The 26,981-nt window shown below is 70.3% G+C and carries 17 protein-coding genes and 1 pseudogene; 5 read left to right on the forward strand and 13 right to left on the reverse strand.

Features of this window, described 5'->3' with window-relative positions; all coding sequences use genetic code 11:
• The 4 genes from ACIBJG_RS11745 to ACIBJG_RS11760 all read right to left on the reverse strand — a co-directional run.
• Nucleotides 1–8,538: LamG-like jellyroll fold domain-containing protein (locus tag ACIBJG_RS11745; protein ID WP_399307230.1), on the reverse strand; the 8,538-nt coding region annotated here is incomplete at its 3' end.
• Nucleotides 8,539–8,774: 236 nt separating this feature from the next.
• Nucleotides 8,775–9,347 (reverse strand): BMP family ABC transporter substrate-binding protein, encoded by a 573-nt coding sequence (locus ACIBJG_RS11750; RefSeq protein WP_399307232.1) that lies wholly within the window; start codon nucleotides 9,345–9,347, stop codon nucleotides 8,775–8,777.
• 47 nt (nucleotides 9,348–9,394) lie between these two features.
• On the reverse strand, nucleotides 9,395–9,766 hold the full coding sequence (locus tag ACIBJG_RS11755; protein WP_399307234.1) for a hypothetical protein: 372 nt from the start codon (nucleotides 9,764–9,766) through the stop codon (nucleotides 9,395–9,397).
• A gap of 317 nt (nucleotides 9,767–10,083) precedes the next feature.
• Nucleotides 10,084–10,695: a TetR/AcrR family transcriptional regulator gene (locus ACIBJG_RS11760; RefSeq protein ID WP_399307236.1), complete on the reverse strand. Its 612-nt coding sequence runs from the start codon at nucleotides 10,693–10,695 to the stop codon at nucleotides 10,084–10,086.
• Between the two features lie 85 nt (nucleotides 10,696–10,780).
• On the opposite strand from ACIBJG_RS11760, the gene ACIBJG_RS11765 reads away from it, so the two are divergent.
• Nucleotides 10,781–11,554, forward strand: a complete 774-nt coding sequence (locus ACIBJG_RS11765; RefSeq protein WP_399307238.1) for an SDR family oxidoreductase — start codon at nucleotides 10,781–10,783, stop codon at nucleotides 11,552–11,554.
• A gap of 105 nt (nucleotides 11,555–11,659) precedes the next feature.
• Here the strand turns inward: ACIBJG_RS11765 and ACIBJG_RS11770 are convergent, their stop codons facing one another.
• Nucleotides 11,660–12,418: an HNH endonuclease family protein gene (locus tag ACIBJG_RS11770; RefSeq protein ID WP_399307240.1), complete on the reverse strand. Its 759-nt coding sequence runs from the start codon at nucleotides 12,416–12,418 to the stop codon at nucleotides 11,660–11,662.
• A 132-nt stretch (nucleotides 12,419–12,550) separates the two neighbouring features.
• Nucleotides 12,551–13,429 (reverse strand): hypothetical protein, encoded by an 879-nt coding sequence (locus tag ACIBJG_RS11775; protein ID WP_399307242.1) that lies wholly within the window; start codon nucleotides 13,427–13,429, stop codon nucleotides 12,551–12,553.
• Between the two features lie 116 nt (nucleotides 13,430–13,545).
• Here ACIBJG_RS11775 and ACIBJG_RS11780 point away from each other — a divergent pair, with 116 nt between their 5' ends.
• Nucleotides 13,546–14,124, forward strand: a complete 579-nt coding sequence (locus ACIBJG_RS11780) for a TetR/AcrR family transcriptional regulator (protein ID WP_399307244.1) — start codon at nucleotides 13,546–13,548, stop codon at nucleotides 14,122–14,124.
• A 260-nt stretch (nucleotides 14,125–14,384) separates the two neighbouring features.
• Here the strand turns inward: ACIBJG_RS11780 and ACIBJG_RS11785 are convergent, their stop codons facing one another.
• The 4 genes from ACIBJG_RS11785 to ACIBJG_RS11800 form a co-directional block, all read right to left on the reverse strand.
• Complete coding sequence (locus tag ACIBJG_RS11785; RefSeq protein ID WP_399307246.1) at nucleotides 14,385–15,695, reverse strand: MFS transporter; 1,311 nt, start codon at nucleotides 15,693–15,695, stop codon at nucleotides 14,385–14,387.
• The gene (locus tag ACIBJG_RS11790) at nucleotides 15,692–16,312 is read right to left on the reverse strand and encodes an ArsR/SmtB family transcription factor (protein ID WP_399307248.1); all 621 of its coding nucleotides are present in this window, start codon (nucleotides 16,310–16,312) and stop codon (nucleotides 15,692–15,694) included. Before ACIBJG_RS11790 ends, ACIBJG_RS11785 begins: the two co-directional genes overlap by 4 nt.
• A gap of 81 nt (nucleotides 16,313–16,393) precedes the next feature.
• Nucleotides 16,394–19,924: a transcription-repair coupling factor gene (gene mfd, locus ACIBJG_RS11795; protein WP_399307250.1), complete on the reverse strand. Its 3,531-nt coding sequence runs from the start codon at nucleotides 19,922–19,924 to the stop codon at nucleotides 16,394–16,396.
• Between the two features lie 319 nt (nucleotides 19,925–20,243).
• Entirely contained in the window at nucleotides 20,244–20,576 is a 333-nt protein-coding gene (locus tag ACIBJG_RS11800; RefSeq protein ID WP_399307252.1) for a helix-turn-helix domain-containing protein, read from the reverse strand.
• Between the two features lie 322 nt (nucleotides 20,577–20,898).
• Here ACIBJG_RS11800 and ACIBJG_RS11805 point away from each other — a divergent pair, with 322 nt between their 5' ends.
• Nucleotides 20,899–21,438, forward strand: coding sequence for a phospholipase (locus ACIBJG_RS11805; protein WP_399307254.1), 540 nt, complete (start codon nucleotides 20,899–20,901; stop codon nucleotides 21,436–21,438).
• 106 nt (nucleotides 21,439–21,544) lie between these two features.
• Here ACIBJG_RS11805 and ACIBJG_RS11810 read toward each other — a convergent pair whose 3' ends face one another.
• The 3 genes from ACIBJG_RS11810 to ACIBJG_RS11820 all read right to left on the reverse strand — a co-directional run bounded on the left by ACIBJG_RS11810 (nucleotide 21,545) and on the right by ACIBJG_RS11820 (nucleotide 25,857).
• Nucleotides 21,545–24,130, reverse strand: coding sequence for an ABC transporter permease (locus ACIBJG_RS11810; protein WP_399307256.1), 2,586 nt, complete (start codon nucleotides 24,128–24,130; stop codon nucleotides 21,545–21,547).
• Entirely contained in the window at nucleotides 24,127–24,915 is a 789-nt protein-coding gene (locus ACIBJG_RS11815) for an ABC transporter ATP-binding protein (RefSeq protein ID WP_399307258.1), read from the reverse strand. The genes ACIBJG_RS11810 and ACIBJG_RS11815 overlap by 4 nt, the downstream gene beginning before the upstream one ends.
• A gap of 336 nt (nucleotides 24,916–25,251) precedes the next feature.
• The gene (locus tag ACIBJG_RS11820) at nucleotides 25,252–25,857 is read right to left on the reverse strand and encodes a TetR/AcrR family transcriptional regulator (RefSeq protein WP_399307260.1); all 606 of its coding nucleotides are present in this window, start codon (nucleotides 25,855–25,857) and stop codon (nucleotides 25,252–25,254) included.
• Between the two features lie 75 nt (nucleotides 25,858–25,932).
• On the opposite strand from ACIBJG_RS11820, the gene ACIBJG_RS11825 reads away from it, so the two are divergent.
• A complete protein-coding gene (locus tag ACIBJG_RS11825; protein ID WP_399307262.1) occupies nucleotides 25,933–26,625 on the forward strand; it encodes an NAD(P)-dependent oxidoreductase in 693 nt (230 codons plus the stop codon).
• Nucleotides 26,622–26,894 (forward strand): annotated as a pseudogene (locus ACIBJG_RS11830) (pyridoxamine 5'-phosphate oxidase family protein); the annotation flags it as partial. The gene ACIBJG_RS11825 and the pseudogene ACIBJG_RS11830, both read left to right, overlap by 4 nt.
• Between the last annotated feature and the right edge of the window lie 87 nt (nucleotides 26,895–26,981).

Genomic DNA, 26,981 nt, shown 5'->3' on the forward strand with positions numbered 1-26,981 from the left:
GATGCCCATCAGCGAACCGTCGACGTTGCGGCTGTACGACGTGCCGCCGTCGGACGCCACGTCGTTGCCGGCCCCGCTGTACGCGAAGTCGTACAGCGTGCCGCCCTGGCCGTCCGTGGCGGTCAGCGTCCGGTCCAGACCGTCGTACGTGTACGTCCGCTGGCCCTCGCTGATCACCCGGTTGAAGGCGTCCGCCTTCACCGAGGTCTGCACACCACCCTCGTCCGTAACCGAACTCATCGTGCCGCGCGCGGTGTACGTGTACGTGCTCTGCCCGTCCGAGCTGAGTCGGTTGCGGGCGTCGTACGTGTACGTGTCACCGCCCACGCGGGTCCGGTTGCCGGACGCGTCGTAGCCGTACTGCTCGGTCGCACTCCCGTTGTTCCAGGACGACAGGCGGTTCGCCCAGTCGTACGTGTACGTGTTCGTGGCCGCCCCGGCGACACCCGTCGTCGTCTTCGACGTCTCGTTGCCGTTCAGGTCGTAGCCGTACGTGAACGACGCCAGGGACTTGCCCGTCGGCGACGTCAGCCTGTCCGTCGTGAGCTGGCCCAGAGAGTCGTACGAGAAGTCACGCCTCCCCTTGCCCTGCCCGTACTCGATCGACGTCACATTCGACTCGGTGTCGTAGCCGTACGTCATCGACGTACCGCTCGCACCGTCCACCGCCGACTTCAGGCGGCCCGCCGTGTCGTACCCGAAGGTCGACGTGCCCGACGCGTCCTTGCGCGAGGTCATCGCCCCGTTGCCGTCGTAGGCGAAGGAGGAGCTGCCGGAAGGGCCGTTGGCGCTCAGGAGCAGGCCGCGGTCGTCGTAGGAGAAGGTGTTCTTCTCCTCGTCCGTGCCGGCCACCGAGGTGACCTGGTCGTCCTCGTCGTAGGTGTACGTGTGGTCGGTGGTCGCCGCTTCCGCGCCCGTGCCGTGCTGGCGGACCAGCCGGCTCCGGTCGTCGTACTCGTTGCTGACGACCACCCCGCCCGGGGAGCGCTGCTCCTGGGGGCGGCCCGCCGCGTCGTAGACCATCGTGAACGTACGGTCCACGAGGTCCGGATGCGCCGGGGTGGACGGCTCGATCTCCTTCTCCGCCATGCCCCACGTGTTGTACGTGGTGAGGAAGGCGTTGCCGCGGCCGTCGGTAAAGCGCGTGCGGTTGCCCGCCGCGTCGTAGCCGAAGGTCGTGGTGATCGACTCGGTCTCCGAGACCGGCTGGACGGCCTTGGTGATCAGGCCCGTCGCGTCGCTCGTGAGCGTGACCGTGTGGCCCCGGTAGTCCGTCACCGACGTCGGGTTGCCCGCACGGTCGTAGGTGGAGCTGCTGGTACGCAGCACCTTGCCCGTCGCGTCCAGGTCCTTCGTGGCGGTCAGCTGGCCGTAGCCGTCGTAGGTATTGGCGGTGCTGGTGCCGTCGGCGTCCACCGACGTGAGCGGCCGGCCGTCCATGTCGTACGTGAAGCGGCTGGTGGCGCCCGCGGCGTCGGTCACCTCCGTCGTCTCGCCGAGGACGTTGTACTTGTAGGACTCGCTCACCCCGGTCGGGCTGACCGTCCGGGAGAGTTCACCTCCCGGTGCCTTGTACTCGTTGATGGACGTGTACGCCCGCTCGGTCGGCTGGCGCACGATGTCCGTGTCCGTGACCGGGCGGCCGAGGTAGTCCCAGGTCGTCTCCTGGCGGGCGCCGCCGGGCCGGGTGGCCGACAGCTGGTCACCGTTGGCGGTGTACGTGTACCGCGTCGTGGCGCCGCCGGGCTCCTTGACCGAGGCCAGGTCGCCGAGCTGGGTGTAGGCGTACTCGGTGCGCTTGCCCAGCGGGTCGACCTCGGCGGTGACCTGGCCGAGCTTGTTGTACTCGTTCCAGGTCGCGGCCGTGATCGGGGCCGAGGCCCCCGGCGGGGTGTAGTCCGGCATCGTCGTCGAGGACTCCTGGCCCTCGGCGTCGTACGCCGTCGTCACCACGTTGCCCAGCGCGTCGGAGGACTCGGTGTCCTCGCCGAACGTGTTGTAGCCGATCATCGACACCGGCCGGACCGACACCGCCGTGCCGCCTCCGGTCTCGCTGTTGACTGCGGGCTCGGTGACGCTGGTCTGCTGACCGGCCTCGTCGTAGCCGTAGTCGGTGGTGACTCCGTTGTCGTCGGTCATGGACAGCGGCAGTCCGCGCTGGTCCAGCTTCCAGCTGTTGGTGCGGACGGAACTGCCCGCGGCCGGCAGGGTGCCGCCCTTGAGTGCGGTCACCTGGGCCGCGGTCAGTGCCTCGCCGTAGACCTGGATGTCGTTGAGCGAGCCGTTGGTCTCTTCGCCGTAGCTGCCGTCATACAGCCTCCGCCCGATCTGTAGGGGGCCGGTGGCGTCCCAGGGAGTGGTGAAGGCTGCGGGGGTCCCGGACAGTACGCCGTTGACGTACAGCCGGATCTGGGCGGCCTCCTTGTCGTACACACCCGCCAGGTGGGTCCACGTACCGGCGGTCGCGGCCGCGGTACCGGAGCTGGTCCGCACAATGGTGGGCTTCAATGCGTCCGTACTGTGCCGGTTGAAGGTCCACCCGAGGCCTGTCGAGTAGTACAGCTGGAAGCCGCTCGCGGTCTCACCGTCCTGCGCGAGGAACGTGCTGTTGGCCGCAGTGGAGTTCAGCTTGACCCACGTGGAGACGGTGAAGGAGCCGCCGGTGTTGACCGCCGCGCCCTTCGTCCGGCCGTAGGCGTTCGCCGTACCGTCGAAGACGGCCGAGCCGCCGCGTTCGGTGGAACGGGTGACCCCGCTGCCGAAGGTGGCGGTGTTGTTACCGCCGGAGGAGTCCGCGGCCGACGTACCGCTGGTCTCGGCCATCTTCCATCGGGCCACCGGTGCGGTGGTGCCGTCGTGCAGGGTGGATCCGGTGACGTTGCCGAGGTTGTCGTAGAGCGTGTCCTCGGTGCTCGTACGGCCGTTGGCCGGGTCGAGGTCGGTCTCGGATACGACGTTGTCGTCCGGGTCGTAGCTCACCTTCGTGGTCCGGGCGAGACCGCCCGGGTCCAGGACCGACGACGTGGTGCGGTCGGACGCGTCCACCGTGAACGTGGAGACGGTCTGGCCGTCGTTGGTGACCTGCTTGACCAGGTTGCCGGCCGCGTCGTAGGTGTTGGCCTCCTCGGTGAAGGAGAGCCCGTTGGCAGGGTCCTTGCGCACCACCGAGGCGGCGAGACCGTCGTCGGTGTACGTGTACGCCGTGACGTGGCCCATCGCGTCGGTGATCGACGCGAGGCGGCCCGCCGGGTCGTAGGCGCGGGACTCCTGCACGAGGGTCGTGGGCGACGAGGGGTTCGCCGGGTCGCCCGTGTAGTTCAGCAGGTTGGTGGTGAGGGGCCTGCCCTCTCCGTCGAAGGTGTAGGTGTTGACGTTGCCTGCCGGGTCGGTCTCCTTGACCTTGTTGCCGTACACGTCGTACTCGAACGACGTGGTGTCGCCGCCCGGGTCGGTCCTCGACGCCATGCGGTTGTACGCGTCGTACGTGATCGAGGTGGCGCGGGAGGCGTCACCGCCGGTCAGGTCGGCGATCGTCTGCGAGGAGACGTTGCCGTCGGCGTCGTACACCGTGCTGGTCCGCCCGGTGTGGACGGCGCCGGTGACCCGGTTGGTGACCGGCGGGTCGGTCTCGGTGAGGACCTGGTCGTCCTTGTCGTACGTCAGCGTCGTGGTGAGGCCGGCCGGCTGGGCGTCGGTCACCTCGGTCCTGGTCAGCTGACGGCCGAGGCTGTCGTAGGTGCTCTTCTCCTTGGCGCCGTTGGCGTCGGTCACCTCGGCGACGTCACCGTTGGCGAAGTAGGAGTACGCGGTCCTCCTGCCGCCCGGAGTGACCACTTCGGCGACCAGTCCGGCCGGCGCCTTCGCGGTGCCGCCCTCGGCCGCCGCGGTGGTGGCGGTCGTGTACGCGGTGGTGGCGGTCCGCCCGTCGGGGTGGCCCGGCACCGGTGGCGTCGTCACCGAGGTGAGGTTGCCCGCCGTGTCGTACGCGTAGCTGGTCAGGTAGGTGTTGTCCGTCGGCCCCGAGGAACGGCCGTCGCGCTCGGTGAGCACCAGGTCGTTGCGCGGGTCCATCGGCGGGAACGCCGTGGTCGAGTCCGGGTAGTACGTGTAGTAGTCGGTGGCGCACTTGTCCGCCGCCGTGTCCTGGCACATGGTCTGGGAGACCGTGTTGCCGCGGATGTCGTGGCCGGTGATCGAGCGGTTGCCGTTGGCGTCGGTCACGGTGCGCAGGAAGCCCGCCGTGTCGTATCCGTAGGTGGTCCGCTTGCCGTTGGTGTCGATCGCGGTCAGCAGACGGTTGCCCATCTCCGCGTCGTACACGTAGGTGAGTGTCTTCTCGGTGGGGTCGGTGAGCTTCACCGTCCGCACCGGGGCGACGCCCGAGGATGCCTTGTACGCCGACCAGTGCTGCTCGACCTGCTCCTCGGTGAGGCCGGCCGCGTGGACGGCGACCTCGGCTATGGAGCCGGTGAAGTAGCTGATGTCGGCCGGCGCGCTGAACCAGCCCTTGGCGTAACCCGCGCCGATGTAGGTGTGCTTGTTGTTCTCGTCTCCGGCCGCCCCCTTGAAGACGCCCTGCTTGACGCCGTCCAGGTACATGGTCTGTGTGCTGCCGGCGGCGGAGAGAACGGCGTGGTGCCAGCCGTTGTCCGTGACCGTCGACTTGGAGCCGAAGTCCGTCGCCGCACCGGCGCTCGCGCTCCACCAGTGGCCACGCAGCTTGCCGTCGGCACCGACGTACAGCACCGGGGACCGTGAGCCGCCGAGCCCTGCCGGATCATCGATCGCCTGGTCCTGCTCGGTGATCAGTACGCCGGGCTTCGCCGTCTTGAACCACAGCTCGACGGACCGGTCGCCCTTGGCGTGCCAAGACCCGTAGGGCACCTCCGCGTACGAGCTGGTGCCGTTGAACTGCGCCGCCGTGACATCACCGGCACCGAACGGCCCGGCCACGCCCTGGGTGACGCTGTTGTACGTACCGAAGCCCGTATGCAGCTCGTTGGCGGCCTGCGCGGCTCCCTGGGTGTCGTCCAGGCGCCAGTAGCCGGCCGGAGCCGAACCCATCACCGAGGAGCGGTAGACCTGGGACGAGCCGGTGACCGTGGCGGGGTTCAGCTTCCAGGTACCGCCGTCGCCGTCGGTGGCCTGGAGCACCAGGTCGTCCGTGGTGCCATAGGTGACGGCCGACTGGACCTTGCCATTCGGCGTGGTGATCTTGTTGAGCAGTCCCGCGGACCTCTTGGCGGCCTGGTACTGCGCGGCGATGGCGGACGGATCGAGCGCCTCGGTGTAGATCGCCACCTCGGCGATCTGACCCGTGTAGTGCCCCAGTGTGTCGTTGGGGTTCATGGCGGGCCAGCCCGCGGTGTTCTTCCCGGCGCCCAGAGAGAGGTAGGGCTGCTCCCAGTCGTTGATGGCGCCGGAAAGGGTGCCCTGCTTCGCGCCGTCCAGGTAGAGCGTCTGGCTGTTGCCCGCACCGGTCAGTGCGGCGTTGTGCCACTGGCCGTCCGTGACGGTGGGCGTGGAGACGATGGTCGTCGCGCATGACGCCATGGCCAGACAGCCTCGGAGCTTGCCGTCCGTGCCGACGTACACCGCCGGGGTGTTCTTCTTCGTGTTCGCGACCGGGTCGGCGTCACTGAGCGGCTTGTCCCCGTAGTAGAAGAGGACACCGCCCGCCTGCGTGGTCTTGAACCACAGCGACACCGTCGTGTACGAGGGCGTGGCGCCGGGGGCGCTCGGCATCTCGACGTACGACGTGGTGCCGTTGAACGTGGCGGCCTTCTGCGTGGAGCCGGCCAGCGGGCCGGTCCCGCCGAGGGTCACGTTGCGGTAGAGGCCGTTGAACTTGCCCTGGTTGAGGTCGACCGTGTCGCTCGCGACCGTGCCGCCGGTCTCCCCGAGCCGCCAGTACGCGAACGGGTCCGCGTCCATGACGGTCGTGCGGTAGTGGTTGCCCGTGGCGTAGCCGTAGACCGTGCACTTGGTGGGGTCGGCGGGCGGGCAGACCTTGGTGAGCTGGTCGCCGGTGTAGCCGTAGTTCCAGACCTGGGCGGTGCTCGCGTCCCCGGCCTTGGCGGGGTCCGTGGTCACGGTCGACACGTGCGGGGCGGTGGCCCCGGTGGGCGTCTGCCAGGCGAAGGTCAGCGACCTGTTGGACGTGGTGTTGGTGACCTTGCTGAGCTTGCCGCTCGTGTAGGTGAAGGTCTCCGCCCGGTTCGCGTAGTCCTTGATGGAGGAGATCGCGAACGTGCCGGTCCGGCCGGTCACCGCCTGCTGGAAGGCATAGGCGGTGAAGTCCTTGTCGGTCAGCGTGTAACCGCCGCCCGACGTGGCCGCTGCCAGTCGCGCATACCGTCCCATCGGCGGCACGAAGGTGCCGTCGCCGTTGCGGCCGAAGGCGACCTGCTCGCCGCCCGGGTAGGTGATCACGACGCTGGTGAGCGTGCCGGCGCCGTCCTTCACCTCCACGGCCGTCATGTCGGTGACCGTCGCCCAGCCGGCGCCGAAGGCTCCGTCGGTGCGCGGGTCACGGCTGTTGTACGAGCGCTCCACGGACAGGGACGGGCCGACGACCTCGATCTCGGCGTCGGTTTCCTCGGTGGTGTAGTTGGCGTCGCTCGGGTCGAACTCGTGGCCGTCGGTGTTCTGGGCGAGGCCCGAGGTGACCGGCGGCTGTGGCACCGCGGTGGCGAACCGGCTCGCCGAGTACATCACCGAGTCGTATCCGTCGGTGACGCTGACGTACCAGGCGTAGTTCTTGCTCCACTTGAGCTTGCCGGCGGGTATCTTCCAGCTGCTCTTGGTGATGATCCCGGAGGTGGCGACGGGCGTGGTGCTGTCGCTGTCCGCGTCGTACACCTCGAAGGCGTACGTCAGAGCGGCCATCGGCCACTTGTCGGCGTCGCTCGCGTAGACGAGCAGCTCCGGCTGGAGGGTGTTCGACTGGTGGTTCTCCGGCGGGTACTGGGCGTTGATCTGCGGCGCCTTGTTGGCCGTGTACGTCAGGTCCAGTGCGGGCCGGAAGGCCGCCGTGGTGCTGTTGTCGGAGTGGAACTTCTTCCAGTGCAGCCCGTCGGCGGTCGGCGCGGTCAGGGCCAGGCCGTAGTTGGCGCTGCCGGTGGCGATGCCGTCGAACCATCCGGTGGACAGCTTGACCGGCATCTTCGTGCCGACGCTCAGGGAGTTGGCGCTGTTGCTGCAGGAGGCTCCGGGGGCGACGGTCGCGGTGCCGATCGCGGCGCCGTACGCCGGGCCGGGGTAGGAGGTGACTCCGGCCGGGGTCCAGGACTTGGTGACCGGGTGCACCGAGAACGGCTCGGCGGTGCAGGTCGCGGACCAGATCGCGTACACGTTCAGGGTGGCGGCGGTGACCCGCTGGCCCTTGAGCGTGGTGCCCAGCGAGGAGAACTGGAGGAACGAGTTCGCCTTGTTGGTGCCGGAGTCGTAACTGCCGACCTTGATCTGGTTCTCGGTGGAGTGGTCACCGCCGATGGTGTTCTGCGCGTACGTCGTGTTGCCGGCGGTGACCGTCGGGTCCACGGTGACGGGATAGGCCCGGGCGGGATCGTCCAGCCAGTCGCGGTCGGCGGTCAGCCGCAGGGCGGGCTTGCCGTCGGCGGTGGTCAGTTCGTACGTCACCGCGCGGGACATCGCCGCGTCACCGGAGTGCGGGTCGATCCTGGAGTCCTCCATGAAGGCGTGGGGAATGGTGGCGGTCACCTCCCCGTCCCCGTCGGTGAACTCCACGTCGCCGTTGTCCGCGATGCGCGGGGTGAGCCCCTGGACATCGAGGGGGAACAGCCAGGAGTTGGGGGCGTCGGCCGACCGCAGGACCAGCCGCTCCTTGAATCCCTCGGCGAGCGGGGACAGCAGCAGGTCGGTGTCCGGCAGGACGTCGGCGTACGTGGCCGTGTTGTCGGCGTCGACGGTGACGGCGGCCTTCTTCGCGCCGCGGAGCGAGTAGGCGAGGCTGCGGCCCGCACCGAAGTCGACCGAGGCGAGCTGCTGGTCGGCTCCGTCCGGGGCGAACTCGACGTCGAGGGAGTTGGCGGCCTGCTGGAGCCTGCCGTCCTTGTCCTGCGTCAGGTCGGTGTCGATCGGCTTCCAGGTGCCGTCGGCGCCCTTGAAGTTGGACCGGCCGGCGTAGTGCCGGACGGTGGTCGATCCGTCGGTGTTGACGAAGTAGTCGGAGGTCGCCGTGGACTTCTTCGCGTTCCGCTTGCTGGTCTTCGCGTCGAAGCTCTTGGCGTTGCCCGCGACGGAGTCGGTGACCGACGTGCCGGGGCGGTCGTCGGCCCGGGTGTAGGCGTCGAGTTCGCCCTTGCCCTTGCCTGCCTTGTGACCGACCGCGAGATCGCTGCTGGTCTGGTCCGCGGTGGCGGTGTGGCTCTTGCCGCGCGCGGTGCCGCTCTCCTGGTCGGGGGTGTGCAGGGGCGACTCGTCGAGCCACTTCCACAGCCCGGACAGGGACATCTTCGGCATCGAGAGCGCCGGAAGGGTCTGGCCCGTGGCGGACGCCGTCTCGGTCGTGAGCATGCAGGAGAGCGAGACGAGTACGGCGATGGCCGTGCCTCGCGCCCTGCGTCGTCCGACGGGGCCTGGGGGGAACAACGATGATGGTCTTCGCCATCGAGCACGCATCGGGGCTGCTTTCTCTTCACAAGGCCTACATATGGCCTCGCGAGATTGCCCCATACACGGACACAGGATCTACTTATTCCTGGGTGATCTTATGCGATGTTTATCTCACCGCTCGTGTGCCGCCACCTCGCCTACTGCTGAACGGCCTTGACTGCCCGTCGGACCGCCTCCGCGACCTCGTCGGCCACCCGGTCGCCCGGCGCGACCACCGTGAGGTTGCCGGTGTCCGCGGTCCGGTCCCCCGCCTCGGATCCGACCACCACGAACCGCACCTGCGGATGACCGCCCGCCGCCTTGCGCACGGTCTCCGTCTGGGCCCGGCCGGTGGCCAGCACGACCTCGCAGTCCCGCTGGATCAGACCGTTCAGGTGCGGCAACGCGTTCGCCGCCGACTGCTCGCCCATGACCGGGACATGAGTGACCCGGGCCCGCGTGTCTCCGGAGGCCGCCTCCATGCCCTGCCAGACAGCGGCGGCGGGGCCGCCCGCCTCGATGCCGTCCTCGCCGGTGAGCAGGCACGCATCCACGTCCTGGTACTGGCGCGCCCTGGCATCCGGCGGCCCGGCCGCTTCGTCGTCGCCGCCGAACACCCACACGGCGACGAGAGCGCAGACCACCAGCAGTACGCCTCCGGCCGCCCAGGCGCCACGCCGCCCGCGCAACAGGGCCGCCGTCCGCTCAAGGAGCAGCCGCACACGAGGCATTCGGCGCCGCGGCGCGGGCGTCCTGCCCCGCCAGGTCCGCCGCGTCCTCACGCTGCGCCCTCGGCACCGGCACGGGACATCCGCCACGGGGCCCCGGCGAACAGGGCGTGCGCCGCGGCCCCCAGCGTGGTGACCAGCACCAGCAGCAGATCCGCCGCGAACTCCGCCCCCTGCGTCTCCTCCGGGGTCAGCGCCGCCCAGATCACCCAGGCCACGTTGGCGGCCGCGAAGCCGGCGAACGCCGCCCAGTCGCCTGTCCGTCGCCGCCGGGCGGCGATGACGAGGGACGGCACGAAGGACAGCATGCCCAGCGTGACCACGGGGACCGCGGCCAGCAGGACGCGGGGCGTCGCCGTCATCACCATCGCGAGCGGTGAACGCGGACCTGCCTCGACGGCGTGGGGCACAGCAGGCTTCACGCTTTGTTCCTTAGGGGAGCGACGCGGGCGGCCCGGCATGGAGCGGCCCGGACCGTTCGCACAGACGCCCGATGGATTCGGACGCCGTAGAGTACACCGCTCCTTCACAGGTCAGACACAGGGCATCCTCCGGGCATCCCCCGGGCATCCCCCGGGCATCCTGGGAGAGCGCATCCGACCGCCGCACGATCAACCGTCGCGCAGCTCCCGCACGGTCTCCCCGCCGGCCGCGGCCACCGGCGATCCGTACGTCAGCGGCCCCCCGGTCACCTCGGCGATCCGGACCCCCGCGGCTGCGGCCACCGGCGATCCGTACGTCAGCGGCCCCCCGGCCAGGCCGCCAGGGCCAGCTCGGCGATCTCCGCCAGTTCGGCCGCGTCGGCCCCGTCGCAGGACCGCTGCGACATGCCCTGGATGACCGCCGCGAAATACCCGGCCAGAACCTGCGGGTTCGCCTCCGGGGGCAGCTCACCCTCCCGCTGCGCGGCCCGCAGCCGTGCTTCCCAGGCGACGAGGTTGGCGTTGCGCAGGCCCCTCAGGCGAACGCCCACCTCGGCGTCCTGCGGGGTGACGTTGGTGGCGGCCCTGATCGTCAGACAGCCCGCCGGATGGGAGGGGTCCGCGTAGATCTGCGCGGCCTCCCGCAGGATCCGCGCGAACGCGCCGTAGGCCGTGGGCTCCTCCAGTGCCTCGCCCATGAAGGACCCGGCCGGCGTCCTCCCGTACGCAATGACCGACTCCTCGAAGAGTGACCGCTTGTCGCCGAACGCGGCGTAGAGGCTCGCGGGCCTGATGCCCATCGCCTCCGTCAGTTCGCCGATCGAGGTCGCGCCGTACCCGCGCTCCCAGAACAGCCGGGTGGCGGCCGCGAGCGCCGCGTCCCGATCGAAGGAACGCGGTCGACCGCGCGTCGCACCCGTCTCACCCATGCGCACATTCTAGAGCGCCCGCTCAAGAAGTCGTGCTAGCTTCTTTCTTGAACGATCACTCAACAAACAGGGGTGGGCAACAGCCATGCGTACGAACGGACTTGAGGGCAAGGTCGCACTGGTCACCGGCGGAAGCCGGGGCATCGGACGCGGCATCGCGGAACGACTCGGACGGGACGGCGCCGTCGTGGCCGTCGCCTACGCCCGCGACACGAACGCGGCGGACGAGGTCGTCGAGGTCATCCGCAAGAACGGCGGCACGGCGTTCGCGGTCCGCGCCGAGCTGGGCGCCCATGGCGACGCGGCCGCCCTGTGGGAGGCGTTCGACGCGCAGATCGCGGAACACGCACCGGGCGGCGGGGTGGACATCATCGTGAACAACGCCGCCTCGGGGCTCTTCTCCGGCCTGAGCTCCCTCACGGAGGATGCCTTCGACGACGTCTTCGCCGTCAACGTACGGGCACCGTTCTTCATCGTCCGGCACGGTCTCGAACGGCTGCGCGACGGCGGCCGGATCATCAACATCTCCAGCGGCGCGGTCCGGGTCGCCATGCCGGAGATCATCGCCTACAGCGCGACGAAGGGCGCGCTGGACACCTTCACGCTGACCCTCGCCAAGGAGCTGGGCCCGCGCGGCATCACGGTCAACTCGGTGGCCCCCGGCATCACCGACACCGACATCAACGCGGACTGGCTGCGCGGCAACGCCGAGGCCGAGGAACAGGCCGCCTCTCTGGCCGCCCTCGGCCGGGTCGGGCAGCCGGAGGACATCGCGGGCGTCGTGGCATTCCTCGCCTCGGACGACGCCCGCTGGGTGACCGGCAGGGTGATCGACGCGACCGGTGGCTCAGGCCTCTGACCACGCGGACCGGCCCCGGGGGACGAGCATCCGACCACCAGGACCGGACCCGGGGCTCGGGCCTCCGAACGCCCCGGCCGGCCGGCCGGGGGGCGGGGCCGGCCGTCAGCCTCCGCACAGCTCCAGCATGACCTTCTTGTCCGCGGTGGTGACCGGAAGTTCGTACTTCAGCGAGACCTGGGCGAACCGCAGCGCGTACGAGCAGCGCACCGGCTTGTACGGCGGCAGCCAGGACGCGGGGCCCGAGTCGCGCTTGGCGTTGTTGGCCGGGCCGTCCACGGGCAGCAGATTCAGCGGATCATTCGCGATCTGCTGACGCTTGGCCTCGTTCCAGCGGGCCGCGCCCATCTGCCAGTCGTACGAGAGCGGCATGACGTGGTCGATCTGGACCTTGGTGGCCTGCTGCTTGCGCCAATCGATGGCCGAGCCGGTGTACGGGTCCATGAGCGTCATGGCGACGACCACGCAGTCCGAACCGTCCCGGAACTTCACCTTCTGCCCATCGCGATTCAGCAAATCGTTCCGTGTGTCGCAGCCGTTCCGCGAGAGCGGGATGCCGTCGACCGAGTCCTTCCAGGCGTACCCGAACTTGTCGCGCTCATAGCCGGTCTTGGGGCCGCGGCCCTTGGTCGCCACCTTCTCGATGACCTTGCGGGCCGCCGCGCGGTCCGCGTCGGAGGTGAGGGGGGCGAGACCCGGCTTCGTACCGTCCGGGTTGTCCAGCGGGCTGGCGCCGAAGCCGGTGGCGGACCGGCCGCCGCCGTTCGCGCTGCCGCTCGACCGGTCGGAGCCGGAAGCCACCTTTTCCGGGTCGCAGCCGGCCAGGGCCAGCACAGCCACCACGCCCAGGGCGGGCACGATCACTCGACAAACGCGGGGAGATATCACTCGTAGCCGTCCTGACGGGGAGAAAGCCGAACCAACCCGGGAATCCTACGGATGTCTTCCCCGCGAGGACGTGTTCATGGCATCCGTTCGCTCCGGATGCGGCCCGAATCACACCTTGCCGATACCCAGCGTCGTCTCCATCGGCAGCAGCCCTGAGCCGATCGCCGCCACCCACAACGGGCCCAGCAGCTCCACGAGCCGTTCCCGTTCCTGATCGGTGAGGACCTGCCAGGGAGCGGCCGCCGCCTCGTCCGTGCGCCGCTCAACCTCGGCGCGCAACGCCCGGCCCGCCTCCGTCGCCGTACCGTCGTCCGCCAACAGGCCGCGCTTCACCAGCCGTTCGCCGGCCTGCGACCACTCCTCGTCGCTCCACCGCCGGCTCGCGAACACCTCCCGGCGCGCCGCACCGATCGCGGCGAACGAGACCAGCGCCTCGACCGGATCGAGCTCCGCGCCGGCGAGCGCCGCGAGGTGGCCGTCGCCGCGGTGTTCGCGCAGGACGGTCGCCGCCTGCCAGAGCACGAGGTGCGGCTCGTCCGGCCAGGGCAGGGCGGCGTTGGCGGCGGCGAGCGGGCGGCCGGTCGTGTCGGCGGCCTCCGCGACGCGACGTACGAGCGCGGCGGCCTCGGCCGTCTCCGGAGTGGTGGCCGCCTCCCCCAGCAGCGTCCGGTACGCACGGTCGACGGCGCGGCCGCGGGCTTCGAGCACGGCGGCGGGCGAGGCGACGGACCAGACGGCGGGAACGTACGCGTCCACCATCGCCGGGCTGAAGCTGTAGAAGGCCTCCGCGACCCTGTCCGCACCGGCCCCGACCCCTTCCTCCCCGAGGGGCGCCGCCCGCCAGGCGAAGTAGCTCGGCCACCGCTCGTCGACGGCGTATCCGAGCGCGGCGGCCTCCTCGAAGGCCTCCGGCGCGTAGTAGAGAACAGCGTGCAGGGGCTCCAGCAGGTGCCACATCTGCCGTACGCGACCCAACTCGTCGGACATGTCTCCGCCTTCCGCGATCGCTTCGATCTAGTCACCGACTAGATCCCCGATGGCAGCCAGAGTGCACCTCACCCCGCGAACTTGTCAATGCCTAGATTCTGCGTACTGTGCTGTCCATGAGCAGTGACCGCACCTACCACCACGGCGACCTGCGACGGGCCGTCCTCACCGCCGCCCTCGACGTGATCCGCACCGAGGGTCCAGCCGCGCTGAGCCTGCGCGATCTTGCCCGGCGGGCCGGCGTCTCCCACGCCGCCCCCGCCCACCACTTCAAGGACCGCACGGGCCTGCTCACCGCCATCGCCACCGAGGGCTACGCCCTCTTCGCCGACGCCCTCGCCGACGCCCCCGACCTGAGGGAGCGGGGCGTACGGTACGTACGGTTCGCCGCCGAACACCCGGCCCACTTCCAGGTGATGTTCCAGCCCGACCTTCACCGCGCCGACGATCCGGACCTGATCGCCGCGAAGGAGCGGGCGACGGTGGAGCTGCGCGCGGGCGTCACGGCGCTCCCCTCCGGCGGCGGGGAAGACGCCCGGCTCACCGGCGTGGCCGCCTGGTCCCTGGCCCATGGCTTCGCCACGCTGCTGCTCAGCGGCAACCTGAGCGCGGCGTTGGGCGACCGGGACCCGGAGGAGGTGTTCCGGGCACTCGCCACGCCGGTCTTCGCGCCGGAGGGACCTGCAGGCGAGTGACCCGCCGGAGCGAAGAGGCGCGCGGCCGTCGAAGACGCAGGCCACCGCCCCGGTCCCGCGCCGGGGAAACGCACCCGCAGCCACGACGAACCCCAGGCGAATCGGGCAACGGGGCGCCTTCTCGCACCACCTCCACCGCCTCCGGAAAACGCCCACATCACTCCCGACTTCCCGAGCTACCCACCCCCGCGGCACCCATAAGGGGACAAGGCGCCCAGTCGGCTTGAGTGGAGAGCGATATGGGCGGATCACCCCCGCCGTCAACGCACCACCGGCCGGTCGACGCCATCCGTATCCCCGGCCTCCGCCGCGACCGCGTCCAGGGAGCGGGTGCGGGGCACCGGCGAGGGAAGGAGCCACAGCACCGAAAGAGCTCCGCCGACCGCGGCGACGAGGAGCGTCGGCCGCAGGCCGACGAGCGTGGCCAGCACGCCGCCGACGACGGCTCCGACGGGGCGTACGCCGTAGTTGACCGTGCTGTACGCACCCGCGACGCGACTGCGCATCCCGTCGGGGATCACTGCCGCCTGGAGCGAGTTGAGGTTGACGTCGAACAGCATGACGCCGAAGCCGGAGGCGAACTGTGACGCCGCCAGCACCCCGGCGCGGAGCCAGAGCGGACCGTCCGCCGCGGCAGCGATGGCGATCGGCGCGGGGAACAGCACCGCGCCCACGACGATGCTGCGGCCCACCCCGTGCCGGCGCGAGAGCGCGGGGGCGGCCACCGCACCGAGCAGGGCGCCTGTCGCACCGGCCCCCAGCGCGGCGCCGATCACCCCTGCGGGCAGGCCGAGGCTCCGGCTCGCGAAGAGCACGAGCAGGCCGCTGCCCGCGACGAAGGTGAAGAAGTTGACGGTGGCCGCGCAGCCGAGCGTGGCCCGCAGCACCGGGTGACGGACGACGAACGCGAGGCCCTCCCTGGCGCGCCGCAGCAGCGAGGGTGCGGTGGCCACGGCGGCCGCCGGTGGTTCCTCGACCCGGATCCGGCCGATCAGGACCGCTGAGACCAGGAACGTCAGGGCGTCCACCACGATCGCCACCGGTGCGGTGAGCGCCTGGACCAGCGCGCCGCCGATCGCAGGGCCCGCCACCTGGGAGACCGAACGGCTCGCGCTGAGCTTGCTGTTCGCGTCGATGTAGGAAGCACGCGGAACAAGGCGTACGAAGAACGGCGGGTAGGCGGTGTTGAACAGCACGCCGGCCGCACCCGCCAGGATCGCCACGACGTACAGATGTGTCAGCGTCACCGCGCCGAGTACGTACGCCACCGGCAGGCTCAGCAGGACCGCGGTGCGCAGGAGGTCGGCGAGGATCATCAGGCGCCGTTTGCCGGCCTGTTGATCGACCCAGGCCCCCAGAACGATCGCGAGCAGGTTGGGGGTCCAGACGAGTGCGGTCAGCCATGCCACCTGGTTGGCCGAGGCGTTCAGTGCGCCGACGGCGATCAGGGGCAGGGCCAGTTCGGTGATCCGGTCGCCGAACTGGGACACCGATTGTCCGGCCCAGAAGCGGGCGAACCGCCGGTCCCGCCACAGCGATATGGCGGGCGGCCGGCCCCGCCCACCGTTCATGACGGCTGCCCTGCCCGCTCGTCACCCTGTTCCCCGTCGCCCTCCGGCAGGACGTACCGCATCAGCCGGACGCCACGGCTGCCCGCAGGGCGGTCGGCCGCGTCCCGGGTGACGTACGGAGCGAGCACACGCTCCATCTCGTCCTGGATCGCGGCGAGTTCGGCGGCGGAGACCGTGACGCGGGTGTACGCCAGCCCGGCCGGGCCGCCCCATGCCGGATCGAGTCCGGGCTCCACCTCGGCGGCCCAGCGGCCGGGGACGTCCGCGTAGCGCAGAAACATCTGCCGCGAGAGCTCGCGCGCGGCCGACCGGCCTTCCTCGTCCGCCGGGTCCTGTGGCGCCTCGAACCTGAAGCCGCGCGCCACCGCCTCCCACCGCCGGCTGCGACGGTCGGGGCCGGGCTCACTGTCGCGGACCAGTCCGAAGGTCGCCAGGTGGCGCAGGTGCCAGCTCGTCACCGAAGGGGTGGCCCCCACATCCGGCGCGAGCTCGGTCGCGGTCGCCGGGCCGTTCCGGTTCAGGTGGTCGAGGATCGCCAGCCGCACCGGATGAGCCAGAGCACGCATCGCCTGCGGATCGGTGACCTCGACATCGCCCATGCGGTTACTGGAGTCCATGACGTGAGAGCATCCTCTCACAATTCGTGAGAGTCAACTCTCATATCGGCCGTCGCCCGTCCGCCGCACCCGCGGCCCCCGTCACGACCCCAGGATCGTCGTAAGGAACTCCCCCGTCCACGCCAGCAGTTCACGCCCCACGACCGGCTTGCCGCCGATCTTGCCCGCAGTGGGGCGCGGCACCAGGATCTGGTGCAGGGCCGGCTTGATGATCGTCTTCGGGTACAGACGCTTCAGGCGCAGCTCCTGCGACTCGCGCAGCTCCACCGGCGCGAAGCGGATGTTCGACCCCTGGAGCACGATGTCGCCGACTCCGCAGGCGCGGGCCAGCATGCGCAGGCCGGCCACCAGGAGGAGGTTCTCGACCGGCTCCGGGAGCTTGCCGTAGCGGTCGGTGAGCTCCTCGCGCACCGCCCTGATGTCGTCCTCCGAGTTGGCCGAGGCGATGGAGCGGTACGCCTGGAGGCGCAGCCGCTCGCCGGGGGCGTAGTCGTGCGGGACGTGCGCGTCGACCGGGAGCTCGATCTTGACCTCCAGCGGCGGCTCCTCCTCCACTTCCCCTTCGAGGGAGGCCCGGTAGCCGGCGACCGCCTCGCCGACCATGCGGATGTACAGGTCGAAGCCGACGCCCGCGATGTGGCCGGACTGTTCACCGCCCAGAAGATTTCCGGCGCCGCGGATTTCGAGGTCCTTCATCGCCACGTACATGCCCGCGCCCATCTCCGTGTGCTGGGCGATCGTGGCTAGGCGCTCGTGGGCCGTCTCGGTGAGCGGCTTCTCCGGCGGGTACAGGAAGTAGGCGTAGCCGCGGTCGCGGCCACGGCCGACGCGGCCGCGCAGCTGATGGAGCTGGGAGAGACCGAAGTTGTCGCCGCGCTCCACGATGAGGGTGTTGGCGTTGGAGATGTCGATGCCGGACTCGACGATCGTCGTGGAGACCAGGACGTCGAACTTCTTCTCCCAGAAGTCCACCACCACCTGTTCCAGGGCCTGTTCGGACATCTGGCCGTGGGCGGTGGCGATCCTCGCCTCGGGGACGATCTCGCGCAGCCGGGCGGCGGCGCGGTCGATGGACTCGACGCGGTTGTGGATGTAGAACGCCTGACCCTCGCGGAGCAGTTCGCGGCGGATGGCCGCGCCGATCTGCTTCTCCTCGTACGGGCCGACGAAGGTGAGGACCGGGTGGCGCTCCTCGGGCGGGGTGGTGATCGTCGACATCTCGCGGATGCCGGTGACCGCCATTTCGAGCGTACGGGGAATGGGCGTCGCGGACATGGTGAGGACGTCCACGTTGGCGCGGAGCTTCTTCAGCTGCTCCTTGTGCTCCACACCGAAGCGCTGCTCCTCGTCGACGATGACCAGACCCAGGTCCTTGAACTTCGTCTCGGAGGAGAACAGGCGGTGGGTGCCGATGACCAGGTCGACGGCGCCCTCGCGGAGCCCTTCGAGCGTCGCCTTGGAATCGGACTCCGACTGGAAGCGGCTCAGCGCCCTTACCTTGACGGGGAACTGGGCGTAGCGCTCGGTGAACGTATTGAAGTGCTGCTGGACGAGAAGCGTCGTCGGGACGAGGACGGCGACCTGCTTGCCGTCCTGGACCGCCTTGAAGGCCGCCCGCACGGCGATCTCCGTCTTGCCGTAGCCGACGTCGCCGCAGATCAGCCGGTCCATGGGGACGGACTTCTCCATGTCCTCCTTGACCTCGGCGATGGTGGTGAGCTGGTCGGGCGTCTCCGCGTGCGGGAAGGCGTCCTCCAGTTCGCGCTGCCAGGGGGTGTCCGGGCCGAAGACATGGCCGGGGGCCGCCATCCGGGCCGCGTAGAGCTTGATCAGGTCGCCGGCGATCTCCTTGACGGCCTTCTTGGCGCGGGCCTTCGTCTTGGTCCAGTCGGCGCCGCCGAGCCGGTGCAGGGTGGGCGCCTCGCCGCCGACGTACTTGGTGACCTGCTCCAGCTGGTCGGTCGGGATGTAGAGCCGGTCACCGGGCTGGCCGCGCTTGGCGGGGGCGTACTCGACGAGGAGGTACTCGCGGGTGGCGCCCTGCACCGTGCGCTGCACCATCTCGATGTAGCGGCCCACACCGTGCTGCTCGTGGACGATGTAGTCGCCCGTCTCCAGCGTCAGCGGGTCGATGCTCTTGCGGCGGCGGGCCGGCATCCGGCCCAGGTCCTTGATGGCGGTGCGCTGGCCGGTCAGGTCCGTCTCGGTGAGGACGGCGAGCCTGAGCTCGGGGTCCACGAAGCCGTGTTCGATCGCTCCGCAGGAGACGTGGACGAGGGACGGGGTGATCTCGGCGAGGTCCGCGTCCAGCCGGGCCGCGATGCCTTCGCCGCCGAGCACCTCGACGGTACGGGAGGCGAGCCCCTGGCCCTCCGTGACGTACACCGTGCGCCAGCCGTCGGCCAGCCACCCCTTGGTGTCGGCGAGCGCCCGGGCGGTGTCGCCGCGGTACGCCTCCGGGGCGTGCATGCGGAGCTTGAGGGTGTCCTCGTCCAGCTCGTCGTCGGCGGCGAACGGGGAGATGGACCACCACATCATGTTCAGCTCGCGGGCCCGGTCGCGTACGTCCGCGATGCCGCGCAGCGAGGCCGCACCGACGTCGATCGGGGCCTCGCCGCCGCCCGCCGTGGCCGCCCAGGACGCCTCCAGGAACTCCTGGCTGGTCGCTACCAGGTCCGCGGCCCGGGCACGGACCCGCTCGGGGTCGCAGACGACGGCCATGGAGCCCTTGGGCAGTACGTCGATCAGCAGTTCCATGTCGTCGACGAGGACCGGGGCGAGGGACTCCATGCCCTCGACCGCGATGCCCTCGGCGATCTTGTCGAGGAGTTCGCCCAGCTCGGGGTGGGCCTCGGCGAGCGCGGCGGCCCGCTCGCGGACCTCGTCGGTCAGCAGCAGCTCCCGGCAGGGCGGCGCCCACAGCCCGTGCTCGGCGATCTCCAGCGACCGCTGGTCGGCGATCTTGAAGTAGCGGATCTCCTCGACGTCGTCGCCCCAGAACTCCACCCGCAGCGGGTGCTCCTCGGTCGGCGGGAAGACGTCCAGGATGCCGCCGCGCACGGCGAACTCGCCGCGCTTCTCTACCAGTTCGACCCGGGCGTACGCGGCTGCCGCGAGCGCCTCGACGGTCCTGCCGAGATCCGCGCTCTGCCCGATCCGCAACGCCACCGGTTCCAGGTCTCCCAGCCCCTTGACCTGCGGCTGGAGCACGGACCGGATCGGCGCGACGACGACGGAGACCGGCCCGGTCTCCGGGTCGTCCTCCCTCGGGTGCGCCAGGCGCCGCAGCACGGCCAGCCGGCGGCCCACGGTGTCGGATCGGGGCGAGAGCCGCTCGTGCGGCAGGGTCTCCCAGGACGGGTACTCCGCGATCGTGTCCGGCGGCAGCAACGTGCGCAGCGCGGCCGCCAGCTCCTCGGCCTCGCGCCCGGTCGCGGTGACGGCGAGCACGGTCCGCCCGGTGTCCCGGGCGAGCGCCGCCACGGAGAAGGGCCGCGCGGCGGGCGGGCCCACCAGGTCGATGTGCATCCGGTGGCCGTCCCCGGCGGCCCTCACCGCTTCGTCGAGCGCCGGATCACGTACGACGACATCCAGCAGACCGTGCAGGCTCATGAAGGGCTTCCGTCCGGGTAACGAGGGTGGGGTCCGACAGCCGGCTGCTGTCGGGGGCGACGCTGCCCCCAAGGGCAACGCGAAGGGCCCGACACGTCAGACGGGCCGGGGGTATCCCCAGCGTACGACTCCGGGGTGACAGTCGCCCCCGCAACAGGGCTGAGCCGCGCGAGGGAGAGCGGAGGGAGGACGGAACCGCACGCGTCGCGGGCAAACGGAAAGCGGCAACCGGGCGGGCCCGTACACACGCGGCAGCGGACCGTACGGAGGCAATCCGGCCTCCGGGGCGTTTGGAGGAACGCCCCGGAGGCCGGAGCCGTCAGTCTACGACGGCCACCGCGTCCCCGGCCCGTGACGGCCAGGTGCGCCCCACCGCCTCCACGGCCCCCGGAACACACGCCCGGAAACGGACGACCACCCGGCGGCTGGGCTCGATCGCCACCAGAAGGACCGAGTCCAGCGCATCCGCCACCCGCTCCAGCAGATGAAGGGTCGGCAGACACCTTCCCCGCTCCAGCCGGGAGATCGCCGCCTGGGACATCCCGGCGAGTTCGGCCAGCCTGGCCTGGGTCATTCCGACCTCACGACGCCGGTCGCGCACCGCACGGCCGAAGAACTCCTCCAACGCCGGCTTGCGCCGTCCGCTGCCCACCGTCCCCATCCGTCCCCGACTCCCACCACTGTCCACGCGTGCGCTGCACCGCGCCCGCTTCCCCGAGTCCGACCGGGCCCGAGCGTATCCGCGCTCCACGCCCCCATCCTTTGCTTGAGCGAAATATGAGCTTGCCGCCGACGGCTCCCCCTCGCATACCAGAAGTGGCATATTTTCCGCCCCTTCGGAAAAGCTCCTGGCCAGGGCCCCGGAATTGAAGTCTCCGTTTCGGACCACCTCTCGCCTGCCTCTGAAAAGGGTTGCTCACCAGGACTTCACATGTCACGGTTTCCCCTCCAACGAACGGGAAGGAAACGCAACCTTGACCACCTTGCGTCAGTCGATTTCCGCATTAGCCGTCACCGGCACGCTCGTTCTCGGGGTGGGCGCCCCCGCGCTCGCCCAGTCTCCGCAGGCCGCCGCCACTGCGACGGCGAAGGTGACGACATCGCAGAAGCTCAAGAAGATGTCCTCCATCACCGGGGATTCGGCGGCCTCCCAGGACCGCTGGTTCGCAGCCCTGGGGGCGCGCAAGAAGGCGTCCATCACGAAATACAAGTTCAACTGGAACACCGACGGCTGTTCCTGGGCGTCCGACAAGATCCCGGGAGGGTACGACTTTCATCACGCGTGCTGGCGTCATGACTTCGGCTATCGCAATTACAAGAAGACCGTGGGTGTGACGAAGTTCCGGTCCGCACACAAGAAGCGCATCGACAAGGCGTTCCTGCACGACATGAACCGTGCGTGCTCGCGGTTCTTCTGGGCCGACCCGGTGGGCAAGGCCATGCGCAAGAAGCTGAAGGCGGCCTGCAACAAGACCGCCACGAAGTACTACGACACCGTCCGGTCCTTCAAGTGACGCACCGCTGACGATCCGCCGCTCCGAACGAAGGCACGCAGCCGACGGCCCGAAGGGGCTGCCGGCTGCGTGCTCCTCGTTCCCGGGCCCGCGGACGGGCCCCGCCTCACCCGTCCGCGGCGATGGCGTTCAGGACGTTCATCCGTCCGGCCCGGAAGGCGGGGACCAGCGCCGCGAACAGTCCGACGAAGGCCGAGGCGACGAACACCGTGATGATCGTCGGCCACGGGATCTCCAGGACACCAAGGCCCTCCAGCGCCAGCAGCTTCTGGGCCGAGGTGCCCCAGCCCATGCCCAGGCCGAGGCCGAGCAGGGCGCCGAACAAGGCGATGACGACCGACTCCAGCCGGATCATCCGGCGCAGTTGGCGGCGGGAGAGACCGATGGCGCGCATCAGGCCGATCTCGCGGGTCCGCTCGACGACAGAGAGGGCCAGGGTGTTCACGACCCCGAGCACCGCGACGATGATCGCCAGGGCGAGCAGACCGTAGACGATGTTCAGCAACTGGCCGATCTGGTCCTTCAGCTCCTGCTTGAAGTCGGTCTGGTCGAACACCTTGACCGTCGGATCGGAGGCCACGGCGGCCTTGAGCGACTCGTACGCCTGATCCTGCTCATCCGCAGCCGCCTTCGCGAAAACGATCGAGTCGAGAGGCATGTGGTCGGCCGGAACGTACCGCGCGGCCGTGGTGAGGTTGGTGTACATCGCCCCGGAGTCGAGCGCGGAGTCGTCGGAGGTGATGGCGGCGATCTTGAGCCGGGCCGTCCTGCCGTGGTCGAAGGCGGCTGTCAGCTCGTCACCGACCTTGACGCCGTGACGCTCGGCAAACTTCGAACCGACGGACATCGCGTCCTTGCCGTAGGCGGCGGAGAGGTCTCCCGAGAGCGTGTCGCGTGACAGATCATCCGTGTACGTCGGATCGGTGGCGCTCAGGCCCACCTTCGCAGTGGAGCCGTCCGGCAGGGTCAGCCTGGCCGGTACTTCCTTCGCGTGCGTGACATGCGCCAGGTGCGGGGCTCCTTCGACCGCCGCGCTGGTCTGCTTGGTGAGCGGCCTCCCGTCACCGCCGCCCACCTGCACGATGAAGTCCGCGCCCACCGACTTGTCCAGTTCCTCCGTGGCCGAGGCGACCATGGAGGAACCCACCACCGAGAGGCAGGCCACCAGGGCCAGGCCGATCATCAGGGCCGCACCGGTCGCACCCGTGCGGCGCGGGTTGCGCAGCGCGTTGCGCTCGGCCAGCCGGCCGACCGGGCCGAAGAACCTGAGGACGACGACGCTGAGTGCCCGTACGACGATCCTGGCGAGCAGCGGGCCGATCACGATGAAGCCGATGAGGGTGAGAACCACGCCCAGGCCGAGGTAGAGGGAGCCTTCGCTCGCCTTGTCCACCTGCGTCGTCACCCACAGGGCTGCCGCGCCGCCGCCGGTGAGGACCAGGCCGATCCCGGCCCGGATCCATCCGGACTTGGCGTCCGCCGGCGTTCCGGCATCGCGCAGGGCGGCCATCGGGGAGACCTTGCCGGCCCGGCGGGCCGGGACGTAGGCGGCGAGGACGGTCACGATGATGCCGAGCGCGAGACCGATCGCCGGGGTCGTCCAGGCGACGGTGAGGTCGCCGGTGGACAGCTCCATGCCGATGGCGCCCATGACCTTCATCAGGCCGACGGCCAGGCCGACGCCGGCGGCGACGCCGAGGACCGATCCGACGATGCCGAGGAGCACCGCTTCGAGCAGCACGGACCGGTTGACCTGCTTGCGGCTGGAGCCGATGGCCCGCATCAGGCCGATCTCGCGGGTCCGCTGGGCGACCAGCATCGAGAAGGTGTTCACGATGAGGAAGATGCCGACGAGGAAGGCGATCCCGGCGAAGCCGAGCATCGCGTACTTCATCACGTCGAGGAAGGAGCCCATCGAGTCCTTGTTGGCCTCCGCGGCCTCCTTCTGGGTCTGCACCTTGTACGTGGCCGGGTCGGCCAGCGCCGCGGTGACGCTCTGCTTCAACCGGGCGTCGCTGACGCCCGGTTCGGCGGTGATGGAGATCTGGGTGAAGACGTCGGCGCTGCCGAGGAGCTTCTGCTGGGCGGTGGCCGTGTCGAGGTAGACGATGGCCGCGCCCGGGTTGGTGACCTTGAAGGTGGCGATGCCGCTGATGCGCGCCCTGATGTCGCCGGTGACCGCGATGGTGCGCAGCTCGTCACCGATCTTCAGGTCGTGCTTGTCCGCGGTGTCGGCGTCGACCATGACCTCGGTCGGGCCGCGCGGGGCGTGTCCGGAGGTGATCTCCATGGAACGCAGGTCGTTCTGCGTCCAGTTGCCGGCGAGCGTGGGGGCTCCGGAGTCGGAGCCCATGTTCTTGTTGTGGCTGTCGACGACCGTGACCGACGAGCTGGAGACGGCACCCTCGGCCTTCTTCACCCCGTCGGCCTTCTCGACCCGGTCGATCACGGAGGCGGGCAGCGACTGGGGCTTGCCGTTCTCGGGGGTGTCGTCGACCTTCGCCGTCTTCGGACTGACGGTGACATCGGCCGACGTCGCGGCGAAGAGCTTGTCGAACGTGGTGTTCATCGTGTCGGTGAAGACGAGCGTGCCGCACACGAACGCCACCGACAGCAGGACGGCGACGGCGGACAGTGCCATGCGTCCCTTGTGCGCGAAGAAGTTGCGCATCGAGGTCTTCCAGACAGTCATGACGTCCGCCCGCGCGCGTCGAAGTCCTTCATGCGGTCCAGCACCTGGTCGGCGGTCGGGTTGAGCATCTCGTCGACGATGCGCCCGTCCGCGAGATACAGCACGCGGTCGGCGTAGGAGGCGGCGACCGGGTCGTGGGTGACCATGACGATGGTCTGGCCCAGCTCGTCGACGGACTTGCGCAGGAAGTTCAGCACCTCGGCGCCGGCCCGCGAGTCCAGGTTCCCGGTCGGCTCGTCACCGAAGATGATCTCCGGCTGGGCGGCGAGTGCCCGCGCCACCGCGACGCGCTGCTGCTGGCCACCGGAGAGCTCGGTCGGCCGGTGCCCCAGCCGCTCGGCGAGGCCGACGGTCTCGACGACCTGCCGCAGCCAGGCGGCGTCCGGCTTACGGCCCGCGATGTCCATCGGCAGCGTGATGTTCTCCAGCGCGTTCAGCGTCGGCAGGAGGTTGAACGCCTGGAAGATGAACCCGATGCGGTCGCGGCGCAGTTGGGTGAGCTTCTTGTCCTTGAGGCCGGTGATCTCGGTCTCGGCGAGGTGGATCTGCCCGGAGGTCACGGTGTCCAGACCGGCGAGGCAGTGCATCAGCGTCGACTTGCCGGAGCCGGACGGGCCCATGATGGCCGTGAACTGCCCGCGGGCGATGTCGACGTCGACGTGGTCGAGTGCGACGACCCGGGTCTCCCCGACCCCGTACGCCTTGACGACCTGTCGCGCCCGCGCAGCGACGGCCGTACGCCCTCCAGTGCCCCCGTGCCTGGGAATGGTTACAGCCGTTGTCACGGTTTATCTCCTATGTCGGTCGGCGACGGAGCGTCGCCGTCTGCTGTGAAGTCTGGTTGCTGGAGGGGGTCGGGCGCGCTGGTGCCCAGCGCAGTCTTCGGGTGGGGTTTTCCCCACCCCGCCCCCTGTGGCCTGCCGCAATCGCGGTGCGATCGCGGTACATGACCACGCTACGGAGCGGGCGGGGCCGGGCACGTCCTCCGGCGGGAGGAACGGCCCCTGGCCCGAAGTAAGGAGCTACCCCTAGGGGTCTGCGCCCGGGGGCGGACATGTATCTCAGGGACTGCGCCCTTGGGTCCACACCGCCGGGTGGAGCGGCAAGCCCCACCGGGGGCTTCAGGGCCTGCGGCCCGCTCCGGCTCTCGGGGCCAGCGCCGCGCGCAGGGCCGGGGTGAGGACGGTGCGCGCCTCGGCCGGGGTCAGGGCGGCGGGGGTCGCGAGCGGATTGAGGTAGCGGGTGTAGATGAGCCCGCCGAGGATCGTCACGACGGCGGTGGCGCGGGCGGTCGCGTCCCGGCCGCCGAGGAATTCAACAAGGCGGCCCAGCAGCTCGCGCTCCAGGTACTCGCGGATCACGTCGGCGGCCTCGTCGCCCCGCTTGGTCAGCCGGCGGAAGTCGGCGTCCTCCCACAGGTCCGTCACCGCGTCGATCAGCCGGCCGGGAAGCGTGGCCGGGTCACCGCCCAGGACCTCGTCCACCGCCAGCGCGTCGGCGCACTGGAACTGCATCACGTCCGCGAACAGGCCCTTCTTCGAGCCGAAGTGGTACGCGATCAGCGCCGGGTCGACCCCGGCGGCCCCGGCCACCGCGCGCAGGGTCGTGGCCCGGTAGCCGCGCTCCAGGAACAGCGCACGGGCCACCGGAACGATCGACTCGCGGGTCGGCGGATTGCCGCGGGGCCGGCCTCGGTTGCGCGCGGGGGCGGGGGCGGCGTTATTCATCAGCGTTGAGCGTGCGTTGCGTGATCGGCACAGTCAAGGGCGTTCCGGCCACCACACGAAGGAATGACCGACACCATGCGTATCGCAGTCTTCGGCGCCAACGGACCGACCGGCCGCCACCTCATCGAACAGGCCCTCGCCGCCGGTCACGAGGTCGTCGCCGTGACCCGACGCCCCGGCTCCCTGCCGGCCCGCCCCGGCCTCACCGCGGCCGTCGCCGACGCCACCGACCCGGCGGCCGTCGACTCCGCGATCGGCGGCACGGACGCGGTCCTCTCCGCGCTGGGCGCCCGCTTCAGCAAGGAGACCGTCACCACGTACTCGGCGAGCGCCTGCGCCATCACCGAAGCCATGGGCCGCCACGGGATCAAGCGACTCCTCGCCATCAGTTCCAGCATCGCCGACCCCGGCTGGCGTCCCACCGGCGCGCACTTCTTCAACCATGTGCTCGACCCGCTGGTGAACCGGCGCCTCGGCCGCACCCTCCACCAGGACATGCGCCGCATGGAGGACCGGATCCGTGAAACCGGCCTCGACTGGACCCTGGTCCGGCCCTCGGGCCTCTTCGAACACCCCGTCGTCACGGACTACCGCACCGCGCCGGTCAGCGCCGACGGGGTCTTCACCGCCCGTGCCGACCTCGCTGCGAGCATGCTGCGCGAACTGGAGGAGCGGCGCTATGTCCGTACCGCCATGGGCGTCATCACCACCGCCGTGAAGCCGAACATCGCCAAGCTGATCTGGAACGAGGGCGTGAGGAAGAGGTGAGCCGGCCGGCCATCGGACTACCCGCTGCCGACCGGCAGTTCCTCACCCTTCCCCGCCCGGCCACCCTCACCACGCTGCGCCCCGACGGCACCCCGCACGTCGCGCCCGTCCGCTTCACCTTCGACGCGTCCACGGGTCCGGCCCGGGTGACCACCAGGGCGGGGGCCCGCAAGGCCCGCAACGTGACGGCGGCCGGCTCGGCGGCCCGTGTCGCGCTCTGCCAGGCGGACGGCTTCCGCCGGATCACCCTCGAAGGCCGGGCCGAGGTCAGTGACGACCCCGTACGCCTGGGCGAGGCGGTCTCCCGGGAGGAGGCCCGACTCAGGGTCGGCGAAGAAGCAGGAACCCGCCGAGAC

Origin of the sequence: Streptomyces sp. NPDC050422 (assembly GCF_044458665.1) — a bacterium.
Lineage (GTDB): Bacteria > Actinomycetota > Actinomycetes > Streptomycetales > Streptomycetaceae > Streptomyces.